The organism is Deinococcus aquaticus, assembly GCF_028622095.1.
GTDB lineage: Bacteria > Deinococcota > Deinococci > Deinococcales > Deinococcaceae > Deinococcus > Deinococcus aquaticus.
On the sequence record NZ_CP115165.1, the window covers coordinates 669,188 to 688,130 of the forward strand.

Sequence of the window (18,943 nt, forward strand, 5' to 3'; positions counted from 1 at the left end):
AGGAAAAGGGCCGGACGCTGTGGTCCGGCCCTTTTTCAGGTGTGTGGGTTACTCGTCGTCGCGGCGGTTGTTCCAGCCGCGGTCGGCGCGGGCGCGGGGGCGCTCGGCGGTCGCGTCGGGCGCGGCGCTTTCGCGGGGGCGGAAGCCGCCTTCGCTGGGGCCGCTGCGGTCGTCACGGGGACGGAAGGTGGGGCGGTCGCCGCCACGGTCGTCACGGGGGCGGAAGCCGCCGCGGTCGCCGCCGCTCTGGAAACCACCACGGTCGCCGCCACGGTCTTCACGGGGACGGAAGCCGCCACGGTCGCCGCCGCTCTGGAAACCACCACGGTCGCCGCCGCGATCGTCACGGGGACGGAAGCCGCCACGGTCGCCGCCGCCCTGGTAACCACCACGGTCGCCGCCGCGATCTTCACGGGGACGGAAGCCGCCACGGTCGCCGCCACCCTGGTAACCACCACGGTCGCCGCCGCGGTCTTCACGGGGGCGGAAGCCGCCACGGTCGCCGCCGCCCTGGTAGCCGCCACGGTCTTCACGGGGACGGAAGCCGCCGCGGTCGCCGCCACCCTGGAAGCCGCCGCGGTCTTCGCGGGGGGCGGGCGCGGGGCGCTGCTCACCGCTGCGCAGGCCACCCTGGCCCTGGGCTTCGCGCATTTCGCGCATCTCGCGGCGCAGGCCACGGATTTCCTTGCCCTGAGCTTCGAGCATTTCTTTCAGTTCGGCCAGGACGCCCAGCAGTTCGTCGGCGTCGATGTACTCTTCTTCCTCTTCGCCTTCGGCCCCGTCGGCGCTGATGCCACCTTCGGTTTCAGTTTCGGCTTCCTGGGCGTCCAGCACGGCGTCCTCGTCGGGTTCGCCTTCCAACTGGGGGATAATGTCGCGCAGTTCTTCTGGCGTCTGCTCACCGGGGCGCAGCTCGTTGTTGTCCGTCATCTGGTTTGCTCCTTTTTCCTGCATCTGGCCCGCCTTGCGGGCGCTGCTCCGGACACCGGTGGGGGTCACCGTGTGCGGGCGTGCCCCCGAGTGTACCACCCGCGTGGGCTGCTGAACCTGCGCGCGGCGTTCATGCTTGGTGGGGGCGCCCCCGCGTAGCCTGGGGCCGTCAGCGGCGGAACAGGGCGCGCAGCAGCGGGAAGGCCGCGGCCCACACCAGTCCCCCGATCACCACGCCGCCCGGCAGGGCCAGCAGCGGGTGCCACATGGCGCCCAACCACAGGGCCAGGAAGCTGAACATGGCCGCGCCCACCGCGATCAGGGTGGCGAGGCGGCGGGCGTTATCCACGGGTGTCCACGATTCCAGGTCCATGGGAGCAGCATGCCACGGCGTGGCGGGCGCAGATGCCCCGGAGCGGCGTGCGGCAGGAGTCACAGACGCGTCATGCAGGCCGCCTATACTCGTTCTCATGAAACGCGCTTTCCTTCTGCTGCTGGGCCTGCTGGCGACCTCCGCGTCCGCGCAGCGCACCGTGAACATCGGCCTGGGGTACAACCCGGACGTGCAGTTCACGCCGTTCTACGTGGCCGACAAACTCGGGTACTTCGGGGCGGAGGGCCTGAAGGTCAACTACCAGCACGGGTACGTGTCCCAGCTGCTGCCGCTGCTGTTACAGGGCAAACTGGATTTCGTGGTGGGTGATCCCGAGGACGCCATCTTCGCCCGCAACCAGGGCGCGGACGTGCGGTACGTGATGACCATGTACCAGAAGAACCCGGTCACGGTGTTCAGCTTCTCGCCCCTGACGGGAGCCGCGAGCCTGAAAGGGAAATCGGTGGGCATTCCCGGCCCGTTCGGCAGTTCGTACCACGCCATTCAGGCCCTGCTGGACAGCGCCGACCTGACCGAGGGCCGGGACGTGCGCCTGAACTCCATCGGGTTCACGCAGGTGGACGCCGTACGCGCCGGGCGCGTGGACGCCGCCGTGGGCTACTCGAACAACGACGTGCTGCAACTGGCCCGCACGGGCGGCAAGAAGGTGTACACGCTGGACATCAGCGGCGCGTACCCCATGGTCGGCGTGGGCCTGATCGGCACCGGCAAGAGCCTGAGCGGCGACCTGGCGAAGAAGGTCGTGCGGGCCAGTCAGCGCGGCCTGAAATTCACGGTCGCCGACCCCACCCGCGCGTTCAAGCTCGCGCAGCCCGTGTTCGGCGCGAGCGGCAACCTGGACGTCCTGAAGGCCAGCACGCCCCTGATGACCGGCCCGTACACCCAGACGAACGGCCTGGGCGCCATGAATCCCGCCGCCTGGACGAAAGCCGTCGCGGCGCTCGTGAAGCAGGGCAAACTGCCGGCCGGAGCGAAAGCCACCGATTACTACACGAACGCGTTCATCAGCAAGACGCTGAAGTAGGAACGCGCGCAAGGGGAGGCGGGGCTCAGTGCGGGCTCCGCCTCCTCTCTTTATCTTCTTTGCAGAGCGTTTGTGCAGGGGCGTGCACATCGGCCGGGTGTGCTAGGCGTGATGGCCTACCGCGCCCGGTGTTCGTGACACGCGCCGCTTTTGGCTGCTACGCTGAGGATCAATCACCGAAAGGAGGTGCCCGCTATGACCAATATCACTGATATCCAGACCGCCGCACATGGAGTCTCTCTTCCTGCAACCTGGAGTGATTTTGACGCACCAACACCGGCCACCTCTGCCTTCGGGCTGGCCTCCCTGCACTGACCGAACGGGGCGCGCGTGAGCGCCCGCACACCACACGCCCGGCCACCCCGCGACTGGGCAGCCCAGGACCCTGCCGATCAGGACTGGGCCACCCAGGACTGGACGGACACCCTGGACGACGCCTGGGCCGACACCCCGCCGCCCCCACGCCGCCGCGAGAAGAACAGACCCGTCGGACGCCGCCACCTCGCGGACCTGACCACCAGTGAACCGGGCGACGCTCAGGACGACGTGATCCGCCGCCTGACCGACCGCGGGTACATCACCGAGGTCGTCGCAGAACTCAAGAGCGGCAAGGAAGCCACCGCGTACGTCGCTCGCGGCCCGCGCGGCAGCGTCCTCGTGAAGCTCTACCGCGACCTTCAGGCCCGGTCGTTCCAGAACGATCAGGTGTACCGCGAAGGGCAGGTCATCCTGGACGCCCGCGCCGCAAAGGCCATGCAGAAACGCACCCGCAAGGGCCTGGAGATGCTTCAGCAGGACTGGGTCCTGAGCGAGTACGCGCACCTGTGGACCCTCTGGAAGGCCGGACTGAACGTTCCCGAACCCCTGGCCGGGCCGCACCCGACCGCGTACGCCGAAACCGTTCCCGCCGTCGTCATGCGCCTGATCGGCACCGAGGACCACGTCGCCCCGCGCCTCAGCGACGCCGCCCTGAGCCCCGCGCAGGCACAGAGCGCCTGGAATCAGAGCGTCACCGGTCTCGCCGACCTGCTCCGGCTCGGGTACGCGCACGGCGATTACAGCACCTACAACCTTCTCTGGTCGGAGGACACCGTGACCATCATCGACTTCCCGCAACTCGCCACCCGTCAGAACCCCAACTTCCAGACCCTGCTGGCCCGCGACGCGCAGAGCCTCGCCACCAGCTTCCGCAAGCACGGCATTCACACCGACGGCACGCAGGTCCTGCGGGACGTGCAGCGCCGCGCCCTGGGCCCCGCCCCGGAACCCCGCGTGCTGCTGCCGTAGGCTGCGGCCATGCGCATCCTGGAAACCTGCCTGTACGTGGACGACCTCGACCGGGCCGAGCACTTCTACACCCAGGTGCTCGGCCTGACCCTGCACAGCCGCGTTCCAGGCCGGCACCTGTTCTACCGGCTGGACGGCAGCATGCTCCTGATCTTCGACCCGCGCGCCAGCGCCCAGCCAGGCGACGTACCCCCGCACGCCGGACGGCCCGGCGGTCACGCCTGCCTGACCCTCGACCCCGCCCAGACGGACGCCTGGGAGGCCCGGCTGCGCGCCGCTGGCCTGACCGTCACCCGCTACGCCTGGGGCGACCGGGGTGAGAGCCTGTACTTCCACGACCCGGCCGGAAACGTGCTGGAACTCGCCCCGCCCCGCATCTGGGGCCTCACCGCGCCCGGCGTATTACCGTGAACGCATGACCCGCACCCTGCCCACGCCCCGCACCCTGCCACGCACCGTGCGCCTGCTCGCGGCCCTCCTGCCGTTCCTGCTCGCCACCAGCGCCGCCCGCACCAGCCACAGGAACCGCGCATGAAACCCCTACGCTCCGTGCTGTACGTGCCGGGCGACAAACCCCGCGCCATCGAGAAAGCCCGCACCCTGCGCCCCGACGCCGTGATCCTGGACCTCGAAGACGCCGTCGCCCCCGAACACAAAGCCCAGGCCAGAGAGCACGTCCGGGACGCCCTCCGCACCCCCTGGCGCGTCCCGGTCCTCGTGCGCGTCAACGGCCTGAACACCCCCTGGGAACACGACGACCGCGAACTCGCCCTGACCGCCGGAGCCGCCGGGATCGTCCTCCCCAAAGTCGAGGACGCCCGCACCGCACGCGACCTCAGCCTCGGCCTGCCACTCTGGGCCATGATCGAAACGCCCCTCGGCGTCCTCAACGCCCCCCACATCGCCGCCGTGCCCAGCGTGGCCGCCCTGCTCGTCGGCGCGAACGACCTCGCCCGCGCCCTCCGCACCCAACCCCACCCCGACCGCACACCCCTCCTGCACGCCCTGAGCAGCGTCATCCTCGCCGCCCGCGCCCACGGTAAGACCCCACTGGACGCCGTGTACAACGACGTCCGCAACCCCGAAGGCTTCCAGCGCGAATGCCAGCAGGGCCGAGCACTCGGCTTCACCGGCAAAACCGTCATCCACCCCGACCAGATTGAAGGCGCCAACACCGCCTTCGGCGTCACCACCCAGGAAGCCGAGGAGGCGCGGGAGCTGATCAGCGCGTGGGAGACCGCCCGGGCCGAAGGCAAAAGCGTCGCCACCTTCCGGGGCGCACTCGTCGAGCAGATGCACGTGGATGAAGCGCAGGAAGTTCTGGAGTTGTGGGGGGTTACGGAGGGATAGAAGGTAGGCGGCTTTCCGCGGGCTTCCCCACCCCCCAGCCCCCTACCCCAGAGGGGCAGGGGGAGCCGTCGTTAGCACTGGGCAGGGATTTCGCCGAGGTGGTCGGTGAGTGTCGGGCGGGGACGGCCACGCCTCACACGCCATCCTCCGAGTTCGCGGCGTTCGCCCCGCGCGCTGCGCGCACGACGGGCCGCGTTGCCACGACGATTGCGTGGCTATGTGGCTTGGTGCTTGCTGGAAGGTTCTACTTTTTCTCGCTTCAGCAGAAGCTGTCTTTTCAAAGTCGATCAGTGGCGCGAAGCGTTCCACCCATCACCTGACCGCAGACTGCCACCGGCCGTCGTGCGCGCAGCGCGCGGGCCTTCCACGGGGGGCGGCAGGATGGCGTCGAAGCCGGACACGTCACCGCTCAACACAAACCCGCCGCGCCAGTCGAATCTCTTGCCCAGTGCAACGCCTGCTCCCCCTGCCCCCCTGGGGTAGGGGGCTGGGGGGTGGGGAAGCACACGGAAAGCCCACCGCCACCCGACTGGCCACCTACCATCACACATTGATTAACCACAGCCAGTACCTTTACTATACTTAATAGATGCCGCTGACCGAGACTGAATCCGCCCTGCTCGCCCTGATCCGCGAGACCCCGCTGGCAACCCCGGAGGAACTGGCGCGCCGCCTGGGGTCCACGCGGGCGGCGGTGAACGTGCACGTGAGTAATCTGGTGCGTAAGGGGGCGCTGCTGGGGCGTGGGTACGTGTTGCCGGTAGAGGGCGGGCCGGGGCGCGTGGTGGTGGTGGGCGGCGCGAACGTGGACGTGAAGGCCCGGACCCTCCAGGCCGCCGTTCCCGGGACGAGTAATCCGGGCGTGACGGTGCAGGCGGCGGGTGGCGTGGCGCGGAACGTGGCGGAGAACCTGGCGCGGCTGGGCGTGCCGGTGTCGCTGGTCAGCGTGGTGGGCCGTGACGCGCTGGGGGAGGGGCTGCTGCGGGCGACGGAGGCGGCGGGCGTGGATGTGCGGCCGGTCCTGCAGGCGGCGGGCGTGACGACGGGCACGTACACGGCGGTGCTGGACGCCAGTGGTGAGTTGCTGGTGGCGGTCGCGGCGATGGAGGCGATGGAGGCGTTGACGCCGGCTGTGTTGCAGGAGCGGCGGGGTGTGCTGCGCGGCGCGGCGTGGGTGGTCGCAGACGGGAACCTGCCGGAGGGGTCGCTGGCGCACCTGCTGTCGCTGGCGGCGGAGGCGGGCGCGCGGGTGGTGTTCGAGCCGGTCAGCGTGCCGAAGGCGGCGCGGTTGCGTCCCGCGCTGGCGGCGGGCCTGTGTCCGTTCGCGGTGACGCCGAACGTGCCTGAGCTGGCGGCGCTGCTGGGCCGGGACGTGCCGGACACGCTGGAGGGCGTGAGCGCAGCGGCGGGTGAGTTGCGGGCGCTGGGCGTGGCGCTGGTGTGGGTGCGGCGCGGCGCGAGCGGGAGTGTGCTGTCCGGCCCGGACGGCGTGCATGAACTGGCGGCCCTGCCGGCGGCGGTGCGGGACGTGACGGGCGCGGGGGACGCGATGCTGGGGGCGTTCCTGGCGGCCCTGGCGTCCGGCCTGCCGCCTGTGGATGCGGCGCGGCGGGGGCATGCGGCGGCGGCCATCACCATCGAGAGTGACCACGCGGTCTCGCCTGCCCTCACCCCGGCGGCCATTGCGGCGCGACTGGAGGGCGCGTAGCGGCACACGTTTCCCCTGCTTTCCAGTTGCCTTCGCACGACCTTTTCTTCTTTTCTCCTTGTCTCCTGTCCCCTTTCCACTGATCAATGGTCCACTGATCCATTCGAGGTTCCTCATGACACACCAGATTGATCCGTCCGTCGCTCCTTACCTTGACCTTCACCCCGAGGTGGCCGCCGCGCTGGCCGCCGGGCAGGCCGTGGTGGCGCTGGAGAGCACCATCATCAGTCACGGCATGCCGTTCCCGCAGAACGTGGACATGGCGCGCGGCGTGGAGGACGTGGTGCGCGCGCACGGCGCGGTACCGGCCACCATCGCCGTGCTGGGCGGCCGCCTGAAGGTGGGCCTCACGCCCGACGAACTGCACCTGCTGGCGACGGATAAGGGCGTGGATAAGATCAGCACCCGCGACCTGCCGGTGACCGTGGCTCTCGGGCGGCACGGCGCGACGACGGTCGCCTCGACCATGCGGATCGCGGCGCTGGCGGGCATCCGCGTGTTCGCCACGGGCGGCACGGGCGGCGTGCACCGGGGCGCGGGCAGCTCCATGGACGTCAGCGCGGACCTGCTGGAACTGGCCCGCACGGACGTGTGCGTGGTCAGCGCGGGCGTCAAGAGCATCCTGGATATCGGCCTGACGCTGGAGGTTCTGGAAACGCAGGGCGTCCCGGCGATCACGCTGGGCGAGACGGAATTCCCGGCGTTCTACTCCCGTCAGAGCGGTTTCACGTCCCCCCTGACCGTGCAGACACCCGCCGAGGCGGCCCGCGTGCTGAAGGCCAAGTGGGATCTGGGCCTGTCGGGCGGCGTGATGCTCGCCAACCCCGTCCCCGCAGGGGCCGAGATCCCGGCGGCCGAGATCACCCCGCACATCGAGCAGGCCCTGCGCGACATGGACGCCCTGGGCCTGACCGGCAAGGACACCACGCCGTACCTGCTGGGCCGCATCGTGGAAATCACGGGCGGCCGCAGCCTGGAAACCAACATTGCCCTGGTGCGGAACAACGCCATGGTGGCCGCGCAGGTGGCCGTGGCGTACGCGCAGTTGGGCTGATGGCTCAAGGCAGATGGCAGATGGCCGCGCCCTGGCCATCTGCCATCTGCCATTTGCGTCCTTCCCTTACGCCGGTTGTGCGCTGCCTAGTTTGCGGCCTTCGCCGTGTTCCTCGGCCTGCACGTCGGCGTTCACGGGGGGCAGTTGCTCGCCGTTCAGGACGCGGGTGAGGCGGTTCATGTCGAGTTCCTTCTCGCTGCGGGCGACGACCAGGGTGGCGACGCCGTTGCCGATGATGTTGGTGATGGCGCGGCCCTCGCTCATGAAGCGGTCGATGCCGAGGATCAGGGCGAGGCCCGCGACGGGGACGGTGCCCAGGGCGGCCAGGGTGCCGGCCAGGACCACGAAGCCGCTGCCGGTGACGCCGGCGGCGCCCTTGCTGGTCAGGAGCAGGATGCCCAGCAGCGCGACTTCCTGAGCGAAAGACAGGTTGGTGTTGGTGGCCTGCGCGATGAACACGGCGGCCATGGTCAGGTAGATGCTGGTGCCGTCGAGGTTGAAGGAGTACCCGGTGGGGACGACCAGTCCGACGACGCTCTTGTTCGCGCCGGCGTTTTCCAGTTTGGTCATCAGGCGCGGCAGGGCGCTCTCGCTGCTGCTGGTGCCCAGCACGAGCAGCAGTTCTTCCTTGATGTAGCGCAGGAACTTCCACAGGCTGAACCCGGCGAGTTTGGCGATGATGTTCAGCAGGACGAACACGAACAGCGCGCAGGTAAGGTAGAAGGTGCCCATCAGGTACGCGAGCTGCTGGAGGCTGCCGACGCCGTACTTGCCGATCGTGAAGGCCATCGCGCCGAACGCGCCGATCGGGGCGAGTTTCATGATGAAGCCCAGGATGTTGAACACCATGACGCTGACGGCGTCGATGCCTTTCAGGACACGCTGGCCCAGGTCGCCCATGCGGATCAGGGCGAAGCCGCTGAGCAGCGCGATGAGCAGCACCTGCAGCAGGTCCCCCTCGGTGAACGCGCTGACGAAGGTGGTGGGGATGACGTGCAGGATGAAGTCCGCGACGGTCTGTTCGCCGGCGGCGTCGGTGTACTTGGTGATGCCGCTGGTGTCCAGGGTGGCGGGGTTGATGTTCATGCCGCGTCCGGGGCCGACGAGGTTCACGACGACCAGGCCGATCAGCAGGGCGGCGGTGGTAACGACCTCGAAGTACAGCAGGGCCTTGCCGCCCACCCGGCCGATCTTCTTCGTGTCGCGCATGCTGGCGACGCCGCTGACGACCGTGCAGAAGATGATCGGGCCGATGACGACCTTGATCAGTTTGATGAACCCGTCCCCGAGGGGTTTGAGCTGCTCCCCGACGGTGGGGAAGAAGTGCCCGACGGCGACACCGATGACGATGGCGGTCAGAACCTGGGCGTACAGACTGCGGAAGATCTTGGGCATGGGTGGAGCCTCCTGGGGTGGTGGGCGGCTGGAGCGGCCAGCTGCGCTGAGGGCGGGCCGGGTCCAGGCGGAATGACGGTGACCCTGCGGCGGTGCAGGGGCGGTGCGGGTGGGGGTTGCGTTGCCTGTCAGCATGCGCGGTCCGGGGGGCGCGCGGCCCGCCACGCGGCACTCCGGTCCGGGTTGGGGTGGGCTGCGCGCCGTCCTGGTGCCCCTGCACGGCCACGCGGGCGGGGGCGGGTATCGTGCATGGCGTGAACACAAGGCCTGATCTGGTCGGGCGCGGTCCGCCCCGGGTGCGGTCAGGTGCGGGGTGGGGACGGTGTGGCAGACTGCAGGTCCATTGCCTGTCCGCCTGCCTGTTCCTGATTCCGCGCGCCTGACGGCCCTGGCGCGCGAGGTGGCGTTGCCGCACACGCCCCGGCTGCTGCGGGTCGCGCCCCGGCTGTTCCTGATGACGCTGGGCGCGTTCCTGCTGCTGGCGTTGCCGCTGGCGGGGCTGGTCAGTCAGGGCGTGTACAGCGGGATTCACCGGTCGTTCGCAGAGCGGTCGCTGCGGGAGTCGCGGCTGGTGGCGGCGCTGCCTCCGGTTGTGGCGGCCCTGTCTGGCAACGCGGCCGAGCGCGCGAACCTGAACGCCCTGATGAACCGCTACGGCGCGGTGCTGGGCGCGGATTACGTGGTGGTCACGGACCGGGCGGCGCGGCGCGTCACGCACCCGGAGGCCGCGCGGATCGGGGAGCACATGGCGGGTGGGGATTTCACGGCGTTCCTGCGGGGCCGCAGCGTCACGGAGACGGTGCAGGGCACGCTGGGGCCGTCCGTGCGGGCCAAGGTGCCGGTCGTGGACGGGCAGGGGCGGGTGCTGGGGCTGGCCAGCGTGGGCTTCCTGCTGCCCAGGTTGCGGGACGTGTTCCGGGACGTTCTGCGCGCCGCGCTGCCCTGGTACCTGGGGGCGCTGGGACTGGCGCTGCTGCTGGCGCTGCTGGTGGCCCGGCGGGTGCGCTCCGAGATGCTGGGCCTGGAACCCGAGCAGATCGCCGGGGGCCTGCGGCAGTACCGGGCGGTCCTGAACACCCTGGAGGAGGGCGTGCTGGTCACGCGGGCCGGGCAGGTGTTCGTGATGAACCCGCAGGCGCGCGCGCTGCTGGGCACGGCCGGGGGCACGCTGCCGCTGCCGTGGCCGCCGGGGCTGCCGCTGCCCGCGCCGGGGGCCGGGCCGGTCACGGCGGACGTGGGGGGCCGCCCGGTGCTGCTGGCCGCGCAGGAGGCCGGGGACGGGGCGGTCGTGGTGACCCTGCGGGACCTGGCGCGCGTGCGGGCGCTGGCGGACGAGCTGACGCAGTCGCAGCGCTACGCGGAGCTGCTGCGCGCGCAGACGCACGAGTTCACGAACCGCCTGCACACCCTGGCGGGCCTGTTGCACCTGGGCGAGACGCGCGAGGCCCTGGCCCTGATTCACGAGCAGTCGGCGCGGCACGGCGCGCATGCGGACGCGGTGCGCTCGCTGCGGCACCTGCGGCTGTCGGCGCTGCTGCTGGGCAAGTTCGACCGGGCCGCCGAGCGGCGCGTCACCCTGACGCTGGACCCCCTGTCGGGCCTGCCGCCCCAGTTGCCGCCGGGCGTGCTGGACCTGCTGGAACTCGCCAGCGGGAACCTGATCGAGAACGCGCTGGAGGCCGCGAGCGGCACGCCGGACGCGCAGGTGCGGGTCCTGATCGCCGCCGACCCGGAAGGCGTGGTGCTGGAGGTCCGGGACAGCGGGCCGGGTGTCCCGCCGGAACTGACGCACTCGCTGACCCGCCGGGGCGTGAGCAGCCGGGGCGCGGGGCGCGGGGTGGGCCTGGCGCTCGTCGCGGACCACGCGCAGGCGCTGGGAGCCACCCTCACGCACGACCGCGTCACGGACGCGGCCCGCACCTGGACGTGCTTCACGCTGGACGTGCCCCTGCCGGGAGGCGAAGAATGAGCGGCGTGACCTCTCCCCCACCGCTGCGCGTGCTGATCGTCGAGGACGACCCGCAGATCGCGGCGTTGCACTGGCGCCTGCTGGAACGCGCCGGGGGCTTCACGGTCCTCGGACAGGCCGAGACGCTGGGCGTGGCGCGGGCCATGCTGCGCACCCTGCGCCCGGACCTGCTGCTGCTGGACGTGCACCTGCCCGACGGGCGCGGCCTGGACCTGCTGCGCGAGGCGAGACTGGCCGGCACGCCCCTGGACGCCATTCTGGTCACAGCCGCCAGCGACGCGCCCAGCGTGCAGGACGCCCTGCTGCACGGCGCGGCCGATTACCTCGTGAAGCCCGTCACGCCACAGCGGTTCACCCTGGCGCTGGAACGCGTGCGGGAACGCGCGGCGCTGTGGGCGCAGGGAGACGTGCGGCAGGGCCAGCTGGACGCCCTGTTCACCCCCGCCCCCGCCGACGCGGCCGGCCTGGACCCGGACACCCTGCGCCGCGTCCGCACGGCCCTGCGTGAGGGCGGCCCGGTCAGCGCCGCCGAACTCGGCGTGAGCCTGGGCCTCAGCCGCGTGACCGCGTGGCGGTACCTCGAACACCTCGTCGAGTCCGGCGAGGCCAGCGTCAGCACGGACGCCCGGACCGGGGGCCGCCCCGCCAAACGCTACCGCCGGGCGTGAAGATGGGCCATAGGTGATGGTTGATAGACCAGCTCAGGCATCGGCTTCAGCAGAAGCTTCTATCACCCATCCACCATCAATCATCATCTGTCCCTGACGGGGGAACGGGTCACCCTGGGCGTTTCGGGGGGGTGGTACGCTGCAAAGCGCTATGGATTCTTTCGACGTACTGGTGATTGGTGGGGGCCCCGCGGGTTACGTGGCGGCCATTCGTGCGGCCCAGCTGGGCTTCAAAACGGCCTGCGTGGACGCCTTCGAGCGGAACGGCAAGGCCAGCCTGGGGGGCACCTGCCTGAACGTGGGCTGCATTCCCAGCAAGGCGATGCTGGACAGCAGCGAGAAGTTCGAGGTCATGCAGCATGACTTCGCCGAGCACGGCATCAACGTGCAGGGCGCGTCCCTGGACATCGCGAAGATGCTGGGCCGCAAGAACGGCGTGGTCGACAAGCTGACGGGCGGTGTAGCCTACCTGTTCAAGAAGAACAAGATCACGTCGTTCTTCGGGCTGGGCAAGCTGGTCCGCGCGGACGGCGACGGCTGGATCGTGGACGCCGCCGGCACCGAGGTCCGCGCCGCGCGCGTGATCGTCGCGACCGGCAGCAGCCCCCGCGCGCTCCCCCTGGCGCCCTTCGGCGGGCACATCGTGGAGAACAGCGGCGCGCTGGAATTCACGGCCGTCCCGGAGAAACTCGGCGTGATTGGCGCGGGCGTCATTGGCCTGGAACTCGGCAGCGTCTGGCGCCGCCTGGGGGCCGACGTGACCGTCCTGGAAGCCATGCCCGGCTTCCTGATGGCCGCCGACGACGCGATTGCCAAGGAGGGCCTCAAGCTCTTCAAGAAGCAGGGCCTGGACTTCCACTTCGGCGTGAACATCACCTCTGTCGAGCAGGACGAGAGCGGCGTGAGCGTCACGTACACCGAGCAGGACAAAGAAGTCACCGCCCGTTTCGACAAGCTGATCGTGTCCATCGGCCGCGTGCCGCACACGCAGGGCCTCGGAGCCGACGCGGTGGGCCTCGCGCTGGATGAACGCGGCTTCGTGAAAGTCGACCAGCACTACCGCACCAACCTCCAGAACGTCTTTGCCATCGGCGACGTGATCGGCGGCGCCATGCTGGCCCACAAGGCCGAGGAAGAAGGCGTGGCCCTCGCCGAGATGCTGGCCGGGCAGGCCGGGCACGTGAACTACGACGTGATCCCCTGGGTGATCTACACCAGCCCCGAGATCGCCTGGGCCGGCCTGACCGAGAAGCAGGCCAAAGACAGGGGCCTGAGCATCAAGACCGGGCAGTTCCCGTTCAGCGCCAACGGACGCGCCCTCGGTCACGGCGACACGCGCGGCTTCGTGAAGATCATCGCGGACGCCCAGACCGACAAACTCCTAGGCGTGCACATGATCGGCGGCGGCGTCAGCGAACTGATCGGCGAGGTCGTCGCCATCATGGAATTCGGCGGTAGCAGCGAAGACCTCGCCCGCACCGTCCACGCCCACCCCACCCTCAGCGAAGTCGTCAAAGAAGCCGCCCTGGCCACCGATAAACGCGCCCTACACATGTAATTTCCGCACTCCGGGCGGGGCGTGACCACAACTGTCCGCCCCGCCCCTCGCATGCCCCACACACACCACTTGACGAATGCACCGAAAGCCTGTATCTTTCTGTGCGTGCCGGAAACGGCGCCCCTTGAAAGGCAGAAAGCGAAGGCGCAAGCCAACGACAACTGAAGTGGTGTGGCCCCATCGTCTAACGGTTAGGACACTACCCTTTCAAGGTAGCGATACGGGTTCGAATCCCGTTGGGGTCACCAAACAGCAGCGCCTCCGCCCACGCGGAGGCGCTGCTGCTTTACATGTGCCCGTTTACATGTACCCGGCGGCCGGTTGCAGGGCCACAGACAGTCAGTCGGCACAGGCCGCTGCGGCCCAGAGTTCTATACTGCCCCGCGTGACTCCTGAGCACCAGCCCCTCCCGCATCCTGCCCGGCCCCGCTGGGTGGGGTGGCTGATCGCCCTGGTACCGGTCTTCCCGCCTCTGTACTTCGCGGCGCTGGCCTGCCTGGGTCACCTGCGTACCCTGCCGCTCACGGCGCGGCGCGTGCTGTTCTTCTTCGCGGCCACGCAACTGATCGCGGCGCTGTTCACCCCTGCCCCCCTGCTGTCGGTCGGGCTGGCTGCCGCACGTACCCTCCTGATCCTCGCCATGGTCGCAGCCGGCGTGTACCTGCAGCGCAGCGCAGCCCTACGCCCGCTGCTGTGGGGGCAACTCCTGATCTTCGCCAGCGCCTGGGCCTACACCCTGAACACGCAGGGCTGGGCGGGCGTGCAGGAACGCCTGGGGCACCCCTACTACTACGTGGTGTCCCTGGGGCTGGTGGCCGTCATTGCCCTGTGGATCACCCTGTACTGGAAAGGCGGCGGCTGGTGGCGCTGGCCAGCCGGGGCGGCCGCCCTGGCCACCCTGCTGGCCGCCGGGAGTCGCGGCCCCATCATTGCCCTGATCACCGGCACGCTGGCCGCTCTGGCCTTCCAGCAGGGCAGGAGGCGCCCCTGGGTCCTGCTGCCCGCCGTGGCCATTGTGCTGACTGCCACCCTGAGCACCCGCCTGGACATTCCCCTGCAACCCGTCGAGCGCCTCCTGAACGACCAGACCAGCGGCCGCGAGTACGTCTGGCGTGACGCGGTGCAGGGCTGGCAGACCGCGCCAGTCGGCGGGGTCGGCCCGTACCAGGGCGGCCCGTACCTGACGTACCTGTTCAAGGACGGTTGCCAGCTCACCCCGACCCTGCAACGCAACGAGATCAGTTGCCCCGACACCCTCAGCCGCTGGTCCAGCGTGTGGCTGATCGCCCACAACGCCTGGCTGCACTGGCTACTGGAAACCGGCGTGATCGGCACGGCCGGCCTGCTGACCGTCATGGGGTACGGCCTGTGGCGCGCCACCCGGCAGGGCGACCCGCTGACCCTGGCGGTCCTGTTCGGCTACACCGCCATGAACGTCGTTGATGTGGTCATCGCGCTGCCCAGTCAGCATTTCGCGGAACTGTGGTGGGTGCTGATCGGGGTGACGCTCAGGCCCGCACCGGAGCGAGCAGACGCCACAGCGCAGCCACGCCCATGACGACAGCCAGCGCCGCCCCCCCTAGCACCGGGACGGTCACAGGGGCAGTCGTATCCATGGTCACCTGCGGGAAGTACACGTAGGCGCACCCCCGGGTGACGGTCGAACCCAGACACTCCACGGTCACGGTGAGTGAGCGTGCATCGGGGAAGCGGGTCAGTGACAGGGCGGGAGACACCCCCTTCAACTTGCTGCCCCGCTGCACGTCCACCACCTGCCCCTGCACCCGCGTGGTGACCCGGAAGGGCTGCGGGGCGTACACGTACAGGCTGGCGTTCAGCAGCTTCCCTTCGGGCCAGGCCAACTGTATGTCTCGGTCAGTCACGCGGCGCAGGAAGTTCACCCCATCAAATTGCAGAGGACCTGTTCCAGAAACCGTCAGCGGCGTTCCTGGGGCATTCAGCACCAGTCGCTCGGTGTGCAGGCCCACTCCCTGACGTGCCGTTGCAGGCATAGGTTGCACCATACGCACTTGCGTCCAATACTGACTCACTGGAACGGTGCAAGGCTTGTGATCACAAAGGTACGTCATCGTGAGCTTATGCACGCCCCGGTTCACAAAAGCGCCTGTCCGTTCTGGGAGTTCGAATTTACCCGCTGGGAACGTCCGGCGACCCAGTGGCTGTCCGTCCAGCACGGCAGTTGCGGTCACGGCCATCACGGGTGAGTACAACTGGTATTCCAGCTCTACGAACTGCGCAGCATCCAGCGTGAAGGTCAGGGTGCTGCGGTCCGCCTGCGGAACCCGGTAGTAGTTCACCCCATCAAACTTGGGTTCAGACAGGCCGGCCAGGATCCACCCGGCCGGCACGTCTGTTCTCAGGTCGACGGTGGTGACGGTGGGTTCAGGCGCGGCCATCGCTCCAGGATGCCACGAGTACCTGCCAGCGGTCGGTGTTCAGGCTGACGTCGCCGGGCAGGGTCACGCCGGCCTGAGCGCGCGTGCCTTCCTGCACGTCGGGTTTGCGGCGGCGGGCCAGTTCGAAAACGCTCTTGCGCTCGGTGACGATGTGCAGCAGGTCGTGCGGGATCTCATGGGCGTGCGTGATGGCCTGCGCGATCTGCGGGGCCAGCACGTCCACGTAGTCCTGGCCGGTGTAAACGTCGCTGAAGGCGACCGGGTACGCGAACTCGCGGGGGCGGAAGCTGGTGCGAATGATCAGGTGATCACCCGCGGCGCGGGCCGCCTCTTCGGCGACCAGTTTGGTCAACGAGTAGTAGTTGACGACCGGGCCGGGCGTGTCGTCCTCGTGGTAACCACCGGTGTCGCCGCTGAACACGTAATCGGTGCTGATGTGGATCAGTTTGGCGTTCACGGCATTCGCGGCGGCCGCCATGGTGCGGGTGCCGACCACGTTGGCGTTCCAGCAGGCAGCGCGGTCCTTCTCGGCGCCGCCCACGTTGGTGTACGCGGCGGCGTGCACGATCAGGTCCGGCTGTTCACGGCGTGCCACGTCCAGTACCTGTGCGGCGTCCGTGATGTTCATCTCGGCGGAAGCCGGGGCGACGATACCGGGCAGCAGGGCGCGCAGTTCGGTGCCCAGTCGGCCGCCGCCGCCCGTCAGGAGGATCTTCATCCCATGTCCTCGGCCCACAGGTCGTCACCGAAATGATTCCAGGGCAGGCGGCCCTCGTTGGGGTCGGTGATGTCAAACTGGGCGTCCATGGTGTACAGCAGGGTCGCCCCCTGCTCGCCCGCCTGATACCCGTGCGCGACGCCGCTGGGAATGTGCACCATCATGGGTTGCTCGCCACTGAACACCAGTTTGCGTTTCACGCCCAGGGTGGGGCTCCCGGCGCGGCAGTCGACCAGCCAGATCATCAGCTGGCCCTGCAGCACGCACCAGATCTCGTTCTGTTCCTGCTTCACGTGAATGTGGAAGGCATTGATGCGTTTCGGGGCGGCCCACGACACGCTGATCTGTCGGGGCGTCAGCTGGCCCGGCAGGCTCTGCACGCCCTGTTCGTCCAAGCGGACGTACTCCATGAACGCGCCGTTCTCGCTGCGGTTCTTCTTCAGCGCGTGAAACCACACGCCGTCTATCTGTGGGGCGGCCGGGTAGGTTTCGAATTTCAGTTCCTGCGCGTACTCGGGCGCGAGTTTGATGGTGTGTTCAGGCATGGCGTTTCTCCTTGCTCAGTTTCAGCAGGTACTTCCCGTACCCGTTCTTGGCGAGTTTCTGCGCCTGCTCCAGCAGCATCTCTGTGCTGATCCAGCCGTTGCGCCACGCGATCTCCTCGGGCGAGGCGATCTTCAGGCCCTGACGGTGCTCGATGGCCTGCACGAACAGACTGGCTTCCAGCATGCTCTCGTGCGTGCCGGTGTCCAACCACGCAAAGCCACGGCGCATGAGTTGCACGTCCAGCAGACCCTCATTCAGGTAGGTGCTGTTCACGTCCGTGATTTCCAGTTCCCCGCGCAGCGAAGGCTTGATGCTGCGGGCAATGTCGACCACGCGCTCGTCATAGAAGTACAGCCCGGTGACCGCGTAGTCGGATTTCGGTTCGGCTGGCTTCTCCTCGATAGAGAGCGCCTTCCCGCTGTCATCAAAATCCACGACGCCGTAGCGTTCCGGGTCGCTCACCTGGTACGCGAACACGGTGGCGCCCTCGGTGCGGCTGTTGGCGTCCTGCATCAGGTCCGACAGGTCGTTTCCGTAGAAGATGTTGTCACCCAGCACGAGGGCGCTGGGGTGGCCGGCAATGAAGTCCTCACCGATCAGGAACGCCTGCGCCAGCCCATCGGGTTTGGGCTGCACCGCGTACTCCAGACGAATACCCCACTGCGATCCGTCGCCGAGCAGCTGCCTGAAGCGGGGGGTGTCCTCGGGAGTGCTGATGATCAGGATGTCCTGCATGCCGCCCAACATCAGGGTGGTCAGCGGGTAGTAGATCATCGGCTTATCGTAGATGGGCAACAGTTGCTTGCTGACCGCGATGGTCGCTGGGTACAGGCGCGTGCCGGACCCACCCGCCAGGATGATGCCCCGGCGGGACGTGGTGAACGCCGTCACTTCGACTCGGTTCCCGCGAGACGCTCGGCGTACTGCCGGTCGTAGTACTCGCGGAACTCGCCGCTACGGATTGGTTCCCACCACCAGCGGTTGTCCACGTACCAGCGAGCAGCCTCCGCGACCGCCTGTTTGGGGTCGTACTTCGGCTCCCAGCCCAGGGTGCGCAGCTTGTCCACGTTCATGGAGTACCGGCGGTCATGGCCGGGACGATCCGTCACGTGCTTCACGAGGCCGTGATCCTTCCCGAGGGTATCAAGAACGATGTCCACCATCTCCAGGTTCGTCATCTCGCGCCCGGTGCCGACGTTGTACACCTCACCGATCTCGCCCCTCAGCAGCACGGCCTCGATGCCAGTGCAGTGGTCGTACACGTGCGCGTAATCCCGCATCTGCAGGCCGTCACCGTACACGGGCAGCGGCTCGCCCAGAATGGCGTTCGTACTGAACAGCGGCACGGCCTTCTCCGGGTACTGGTACGGCCCGACGTTGTTCGCGCCTCGCGTGATCGTCACGGGAATGCCGTACGTGATCGCGTATGCCTGCACCAGTTGATCGGCGGCCGCCTTGCTGGCCGCGTACGGGCTGCGCGGGGCGAGCTCGTCCGTCTCCACGCTCTGGTGGTTGTCCTTGATGTGGCCGTACACCTCGTCCGTGCTGATGTGATGCAGGCGGATCCCAAGTTCACGCGCCACTTCCAGCAGGACGTGTGTGCCGCGCACGTTCGTGTCCGTGAACACCAGCGGCCCCAGGATGCTCTGATCCACGTGCGTCTCGGCCGCGAAGTTCACGATCAGATCGATGGCCTCGTCCTGGCAGGTGCGGCGCACCAGATCCTGATCCCCGATATCCCCTACGACCAGTGACACGTTCGCCGTGTCCCACAGGTCATGCAGGTTCTCCTTACGGCCCGCGTACGTCAGTTTGTCGTACACCACCACACGGCTCTCCGGGTGCTGCTCCAGCCAGTACCGCACGAAATTACTCCCGATAAACCCGCAACCACCCGTCACCAGCAAACTCTTGATTTCACGCAT

18 protein-coding genes and 1 tRNA gene are annotated in these 18,943 nt (G+C 68.7%); 11 read left to right on the forward strand and 8 right to left on the reverse strand.

Annotated elements, in window-relative coordinates; genetic code table 11:
• Positions 1 to 48: 48 nt before the first annotated feature.
• Positions 49 to 930, reverse strand: coding sequence for a hypothetical protein (locus M8445_RS03270; protein ID WP_273989649.1), 882 nt, complete (start codon positions 928 to 930; stop codon positions 49 to 51).
• Positions 931 to 1,099: 169 nt separating this feature from the next.
• Positions 1,100 to 1,303: a hypothetical protein gene (locus M8445_RS03275; protein WP_273989650.1), complete on the reverse strand. Its 204-nt coding sequence runs from the start codon at positions 1,301 to 1,303 to the stop codon at positions 1,100 to 1,102.
• 97 nt (positions 1,304 to 1,400) lie between these two features.
• Between M8445_RS03275 and M8445_RS03280 the strand changes: the two genes are divergently transcribed.
• The 6 genes from M8445_RS03280 to M8445_RS03305 all read left to right on the forward strand — a co-directional run bounded on the left by M8445_RS03280 (position 1,401) and on the right by M8445_RS03305 (position 7,747).
• Positions 1,401 to 2,348, forward strand: coding sequence for an ABC transporter substrate-binding protein (locus M8445_RS03280; protein WP_273989651.1), 948 nt, complete (start codon positions 1,401 to 1,403; stop codon positions 2,346 to 2,348).
• A 426-nt stretch (positions 2,349 to 2,774) separates the two neighbouring features.
• On the forward strand, positions 2,775 to 3,635 hold the full coding sequence (locus tag M8445_RS03285; protein ID WP_380091513.1) for an RIO1 family regulatory kinase/ATPase domain-containing protein: 861 nt from the start codon (positions 2,775 to 2,777) through the stop codon (positions 3,633 to 3,635).
• 9 nt (positions 3,636 to 3,644) lie between these two features.
• Positions 3,645 to 4,046 carry a VOC family protein gene (locus M8445_RS03290; protein WP_273989653.1) on the forward strand — a complete coding sequence of 134 codons (402 nt, stop codon included), beginning with the start codon at positions 3,645 to 3,647 and terminating at the stop codon, positions 4,044 to 4,046.
• Between the two features lie 120 nt (positions 4,047 to 4,166).
• A complete protein-coding gene (locus M8445_RS03295; RefSeq protein WP_273989655.1) occupies positions 4,167 to 4,985 on the forward strand; it encodes an HpcH/HpaI aldolase/citrate lyase family protein in 819 nt (272 codons plus the stop codon).
• A 589-nt stretch (positions 4,986 to 5,574) separates the two neighbouring features.
• A complete protein-coding gene (locus M8445_RS03300) occupies positions 5,575 to 6,693 on the forward strand; it encodes a carbohydrate kinase (protein ID WP_273989657.1) in 1,119 nt (372 codons plus the stop codon).
• 115 nt (positions 6,694 to 6,808) lie between these two features.
• Positions 6,809 to 7,747: a pseudouridine-5'-phosphate glycosidase gene (locus M8445_RS03305; RefSeq protein ID WP_273989659.1), complete on the forward strand. Its 939-nt coding sequence runs from the start codon at positions 6,809 to 6,811 to the stop codon at positions 7,745 to 7,747.
• Positions 7,748 to 7,813: 66 nt separating this feature from the next.
• Here M8445_RS03305 and M8445_RS03310 read toward each other — a convergent pair whose 3' ends face one another.
• Complete coding sequence (locus tag M8445_RS03310; RefSeq protein ID WP_273989661.1) at positions 7,814 to 9,142, reverse strand: dicarboxylate/amino acid:cation symporter; 1,329 nt, start codon at positions 9,140 to 9,142, stop codon at positions 7,814 to 7,816.
• 343 nt (positions 9,143 to 9,485) lie between these two features.
• Here M8445_RS03310 and M8445_RS03315 point away from each other — a divergent pair, with 343 nt between their 5' ends.
• From M8445_RS03315 to M8445_RS03335, 5 genes are all read left to right on the forward strand, one after another.
• Positions 9,486 to 11,111 carry a sensor histidine kinase gene (locus M8445_RS03315; protein WP_273989663.1) on the forward strand — a complete coding sequence of 542 codons (1,626 nt, stop codon included), beginning with the start codon at positions 9,486 to 9,488 and terminating at the stop codon, positions 11,109 to 11,111.
• 5 nt (positions 11,112 to 11,116) lie between these two features.
• Complete coding sequence (locus tag M8445_RS03320) at positions 11,117 to 11,779, forward strand: response regulator (RefSeq protein WP_273989666.1); 663 nt, start codon at positions 11,117 to 11,119, stop codon at positions 11,777 to 11,779.
• A gap of 151 nt (positions 11,780 to 11,930) precedes the next feature.
• Positions 11,931 to 13,337: a dihydrolipoyl dehydrogenase gene (gene lpdA, locus M8445_RS03325; RefSeq protein WP_273989667.1), complete on the forward strand. Its 1,407-nt coding sequence runs from the start codon at positions 11,931 to 11,933 to the stop codon at positions 13,335 to 13,337.
• A 173-nt stretch (positions 13,338 to 13,510) separates the two neighbouring features.
• Positions 13,511 to 13,585: transfer RNA gene (locus M8445_RS03330), tRNA-Glu, on the forward strand.
• Positions 13,586 to 13,722: 137 nt separating this feature from the next.
• A complete protein-coding gene (locus M8445_RS03335) occupies positions 13,723 to 14,895 on the forward strand; it encodes an O-antigen ligase family protein (protein ID WP_273989669.1) in 1,173 nt (390 codons plus the stop codon).
• Here the strand turns inward: M8445_RS03335 and M8445_RS03340 are convergent.
• From M8445_RS03340 to rfbB, 5 genes are read right to left on the reverse strand one after another with little or no spacing between them, the layout of a single operon-like run.
• Complete coding sequence (locus M8445_RS03340) at positions 14,846 to 15,754, reverse strand: hypothetical protein (protein WP_273989672.1); 909 nt, start codon at positions 15,752 to 15,754, stop codon at positions 14,846 to 14,848. The genes M8445_RS03335 and M8445_RS03340 overlap by 50 nt on opposite strands.
• Positions 15,741 to 16,472 carry an SDR family oxidoreductase gene (locus tag M8445_RS03345; protein WP_273989673.1) on the reverse strand — a complete coding sequence of 244 codons (732 nt, stop codon included), beginning with the start codon at positions 16,470 to 16,472 and terminating at the stop codon, positions 15,741 to 15,743. The genes M8445_RS03340 and M8445_RS03345 overlap by 14 nt, the downstream gene beginning before the upstream one ends.
• Entirely contained in the window at positions 16,469 to 17,017 is a 549-nt protein-coding gene (locus M8445_RS03350; RefSeq protein WP_273989676.1) for a dTDP-4-dehydrorhamnose 3,5-epimerase family protein, read from the reverse strand. Before M8445_RS03350 ends, M8445_RS03345 begins: the two co-directional genes overlap by 4 nt.
• Positions 17,010 to 17,909, reverse strand: coding sequence for a glucose-1-phosphate thymidylyltransferase RfbA (gene rfbA, locus M8445_RS03355; RefSeq protein WP_273989677.1), 900 nt, complete (start codon positions 17,907 to 17,909; stop codon positions 17,010 to 17,012). Before rfbA ends, M8445_RS03350 begins: the two co-directional genes overlap by 8 nt.
• Positions 17,906 to 18,943, reverse strand: coding sequence for a dTDP-glucose 4,6-dehydratase (gene rfbB, locus M8445_RS03360; protein ID WP_273989679.1), 1,038 nt, complete (start codon positions 18,941 to 18,943; stop codon positions 17,906 to 17,908). The genes rfbA and rfbB overlap by 4 nt, the downstream gene beginning before the upstream one ends.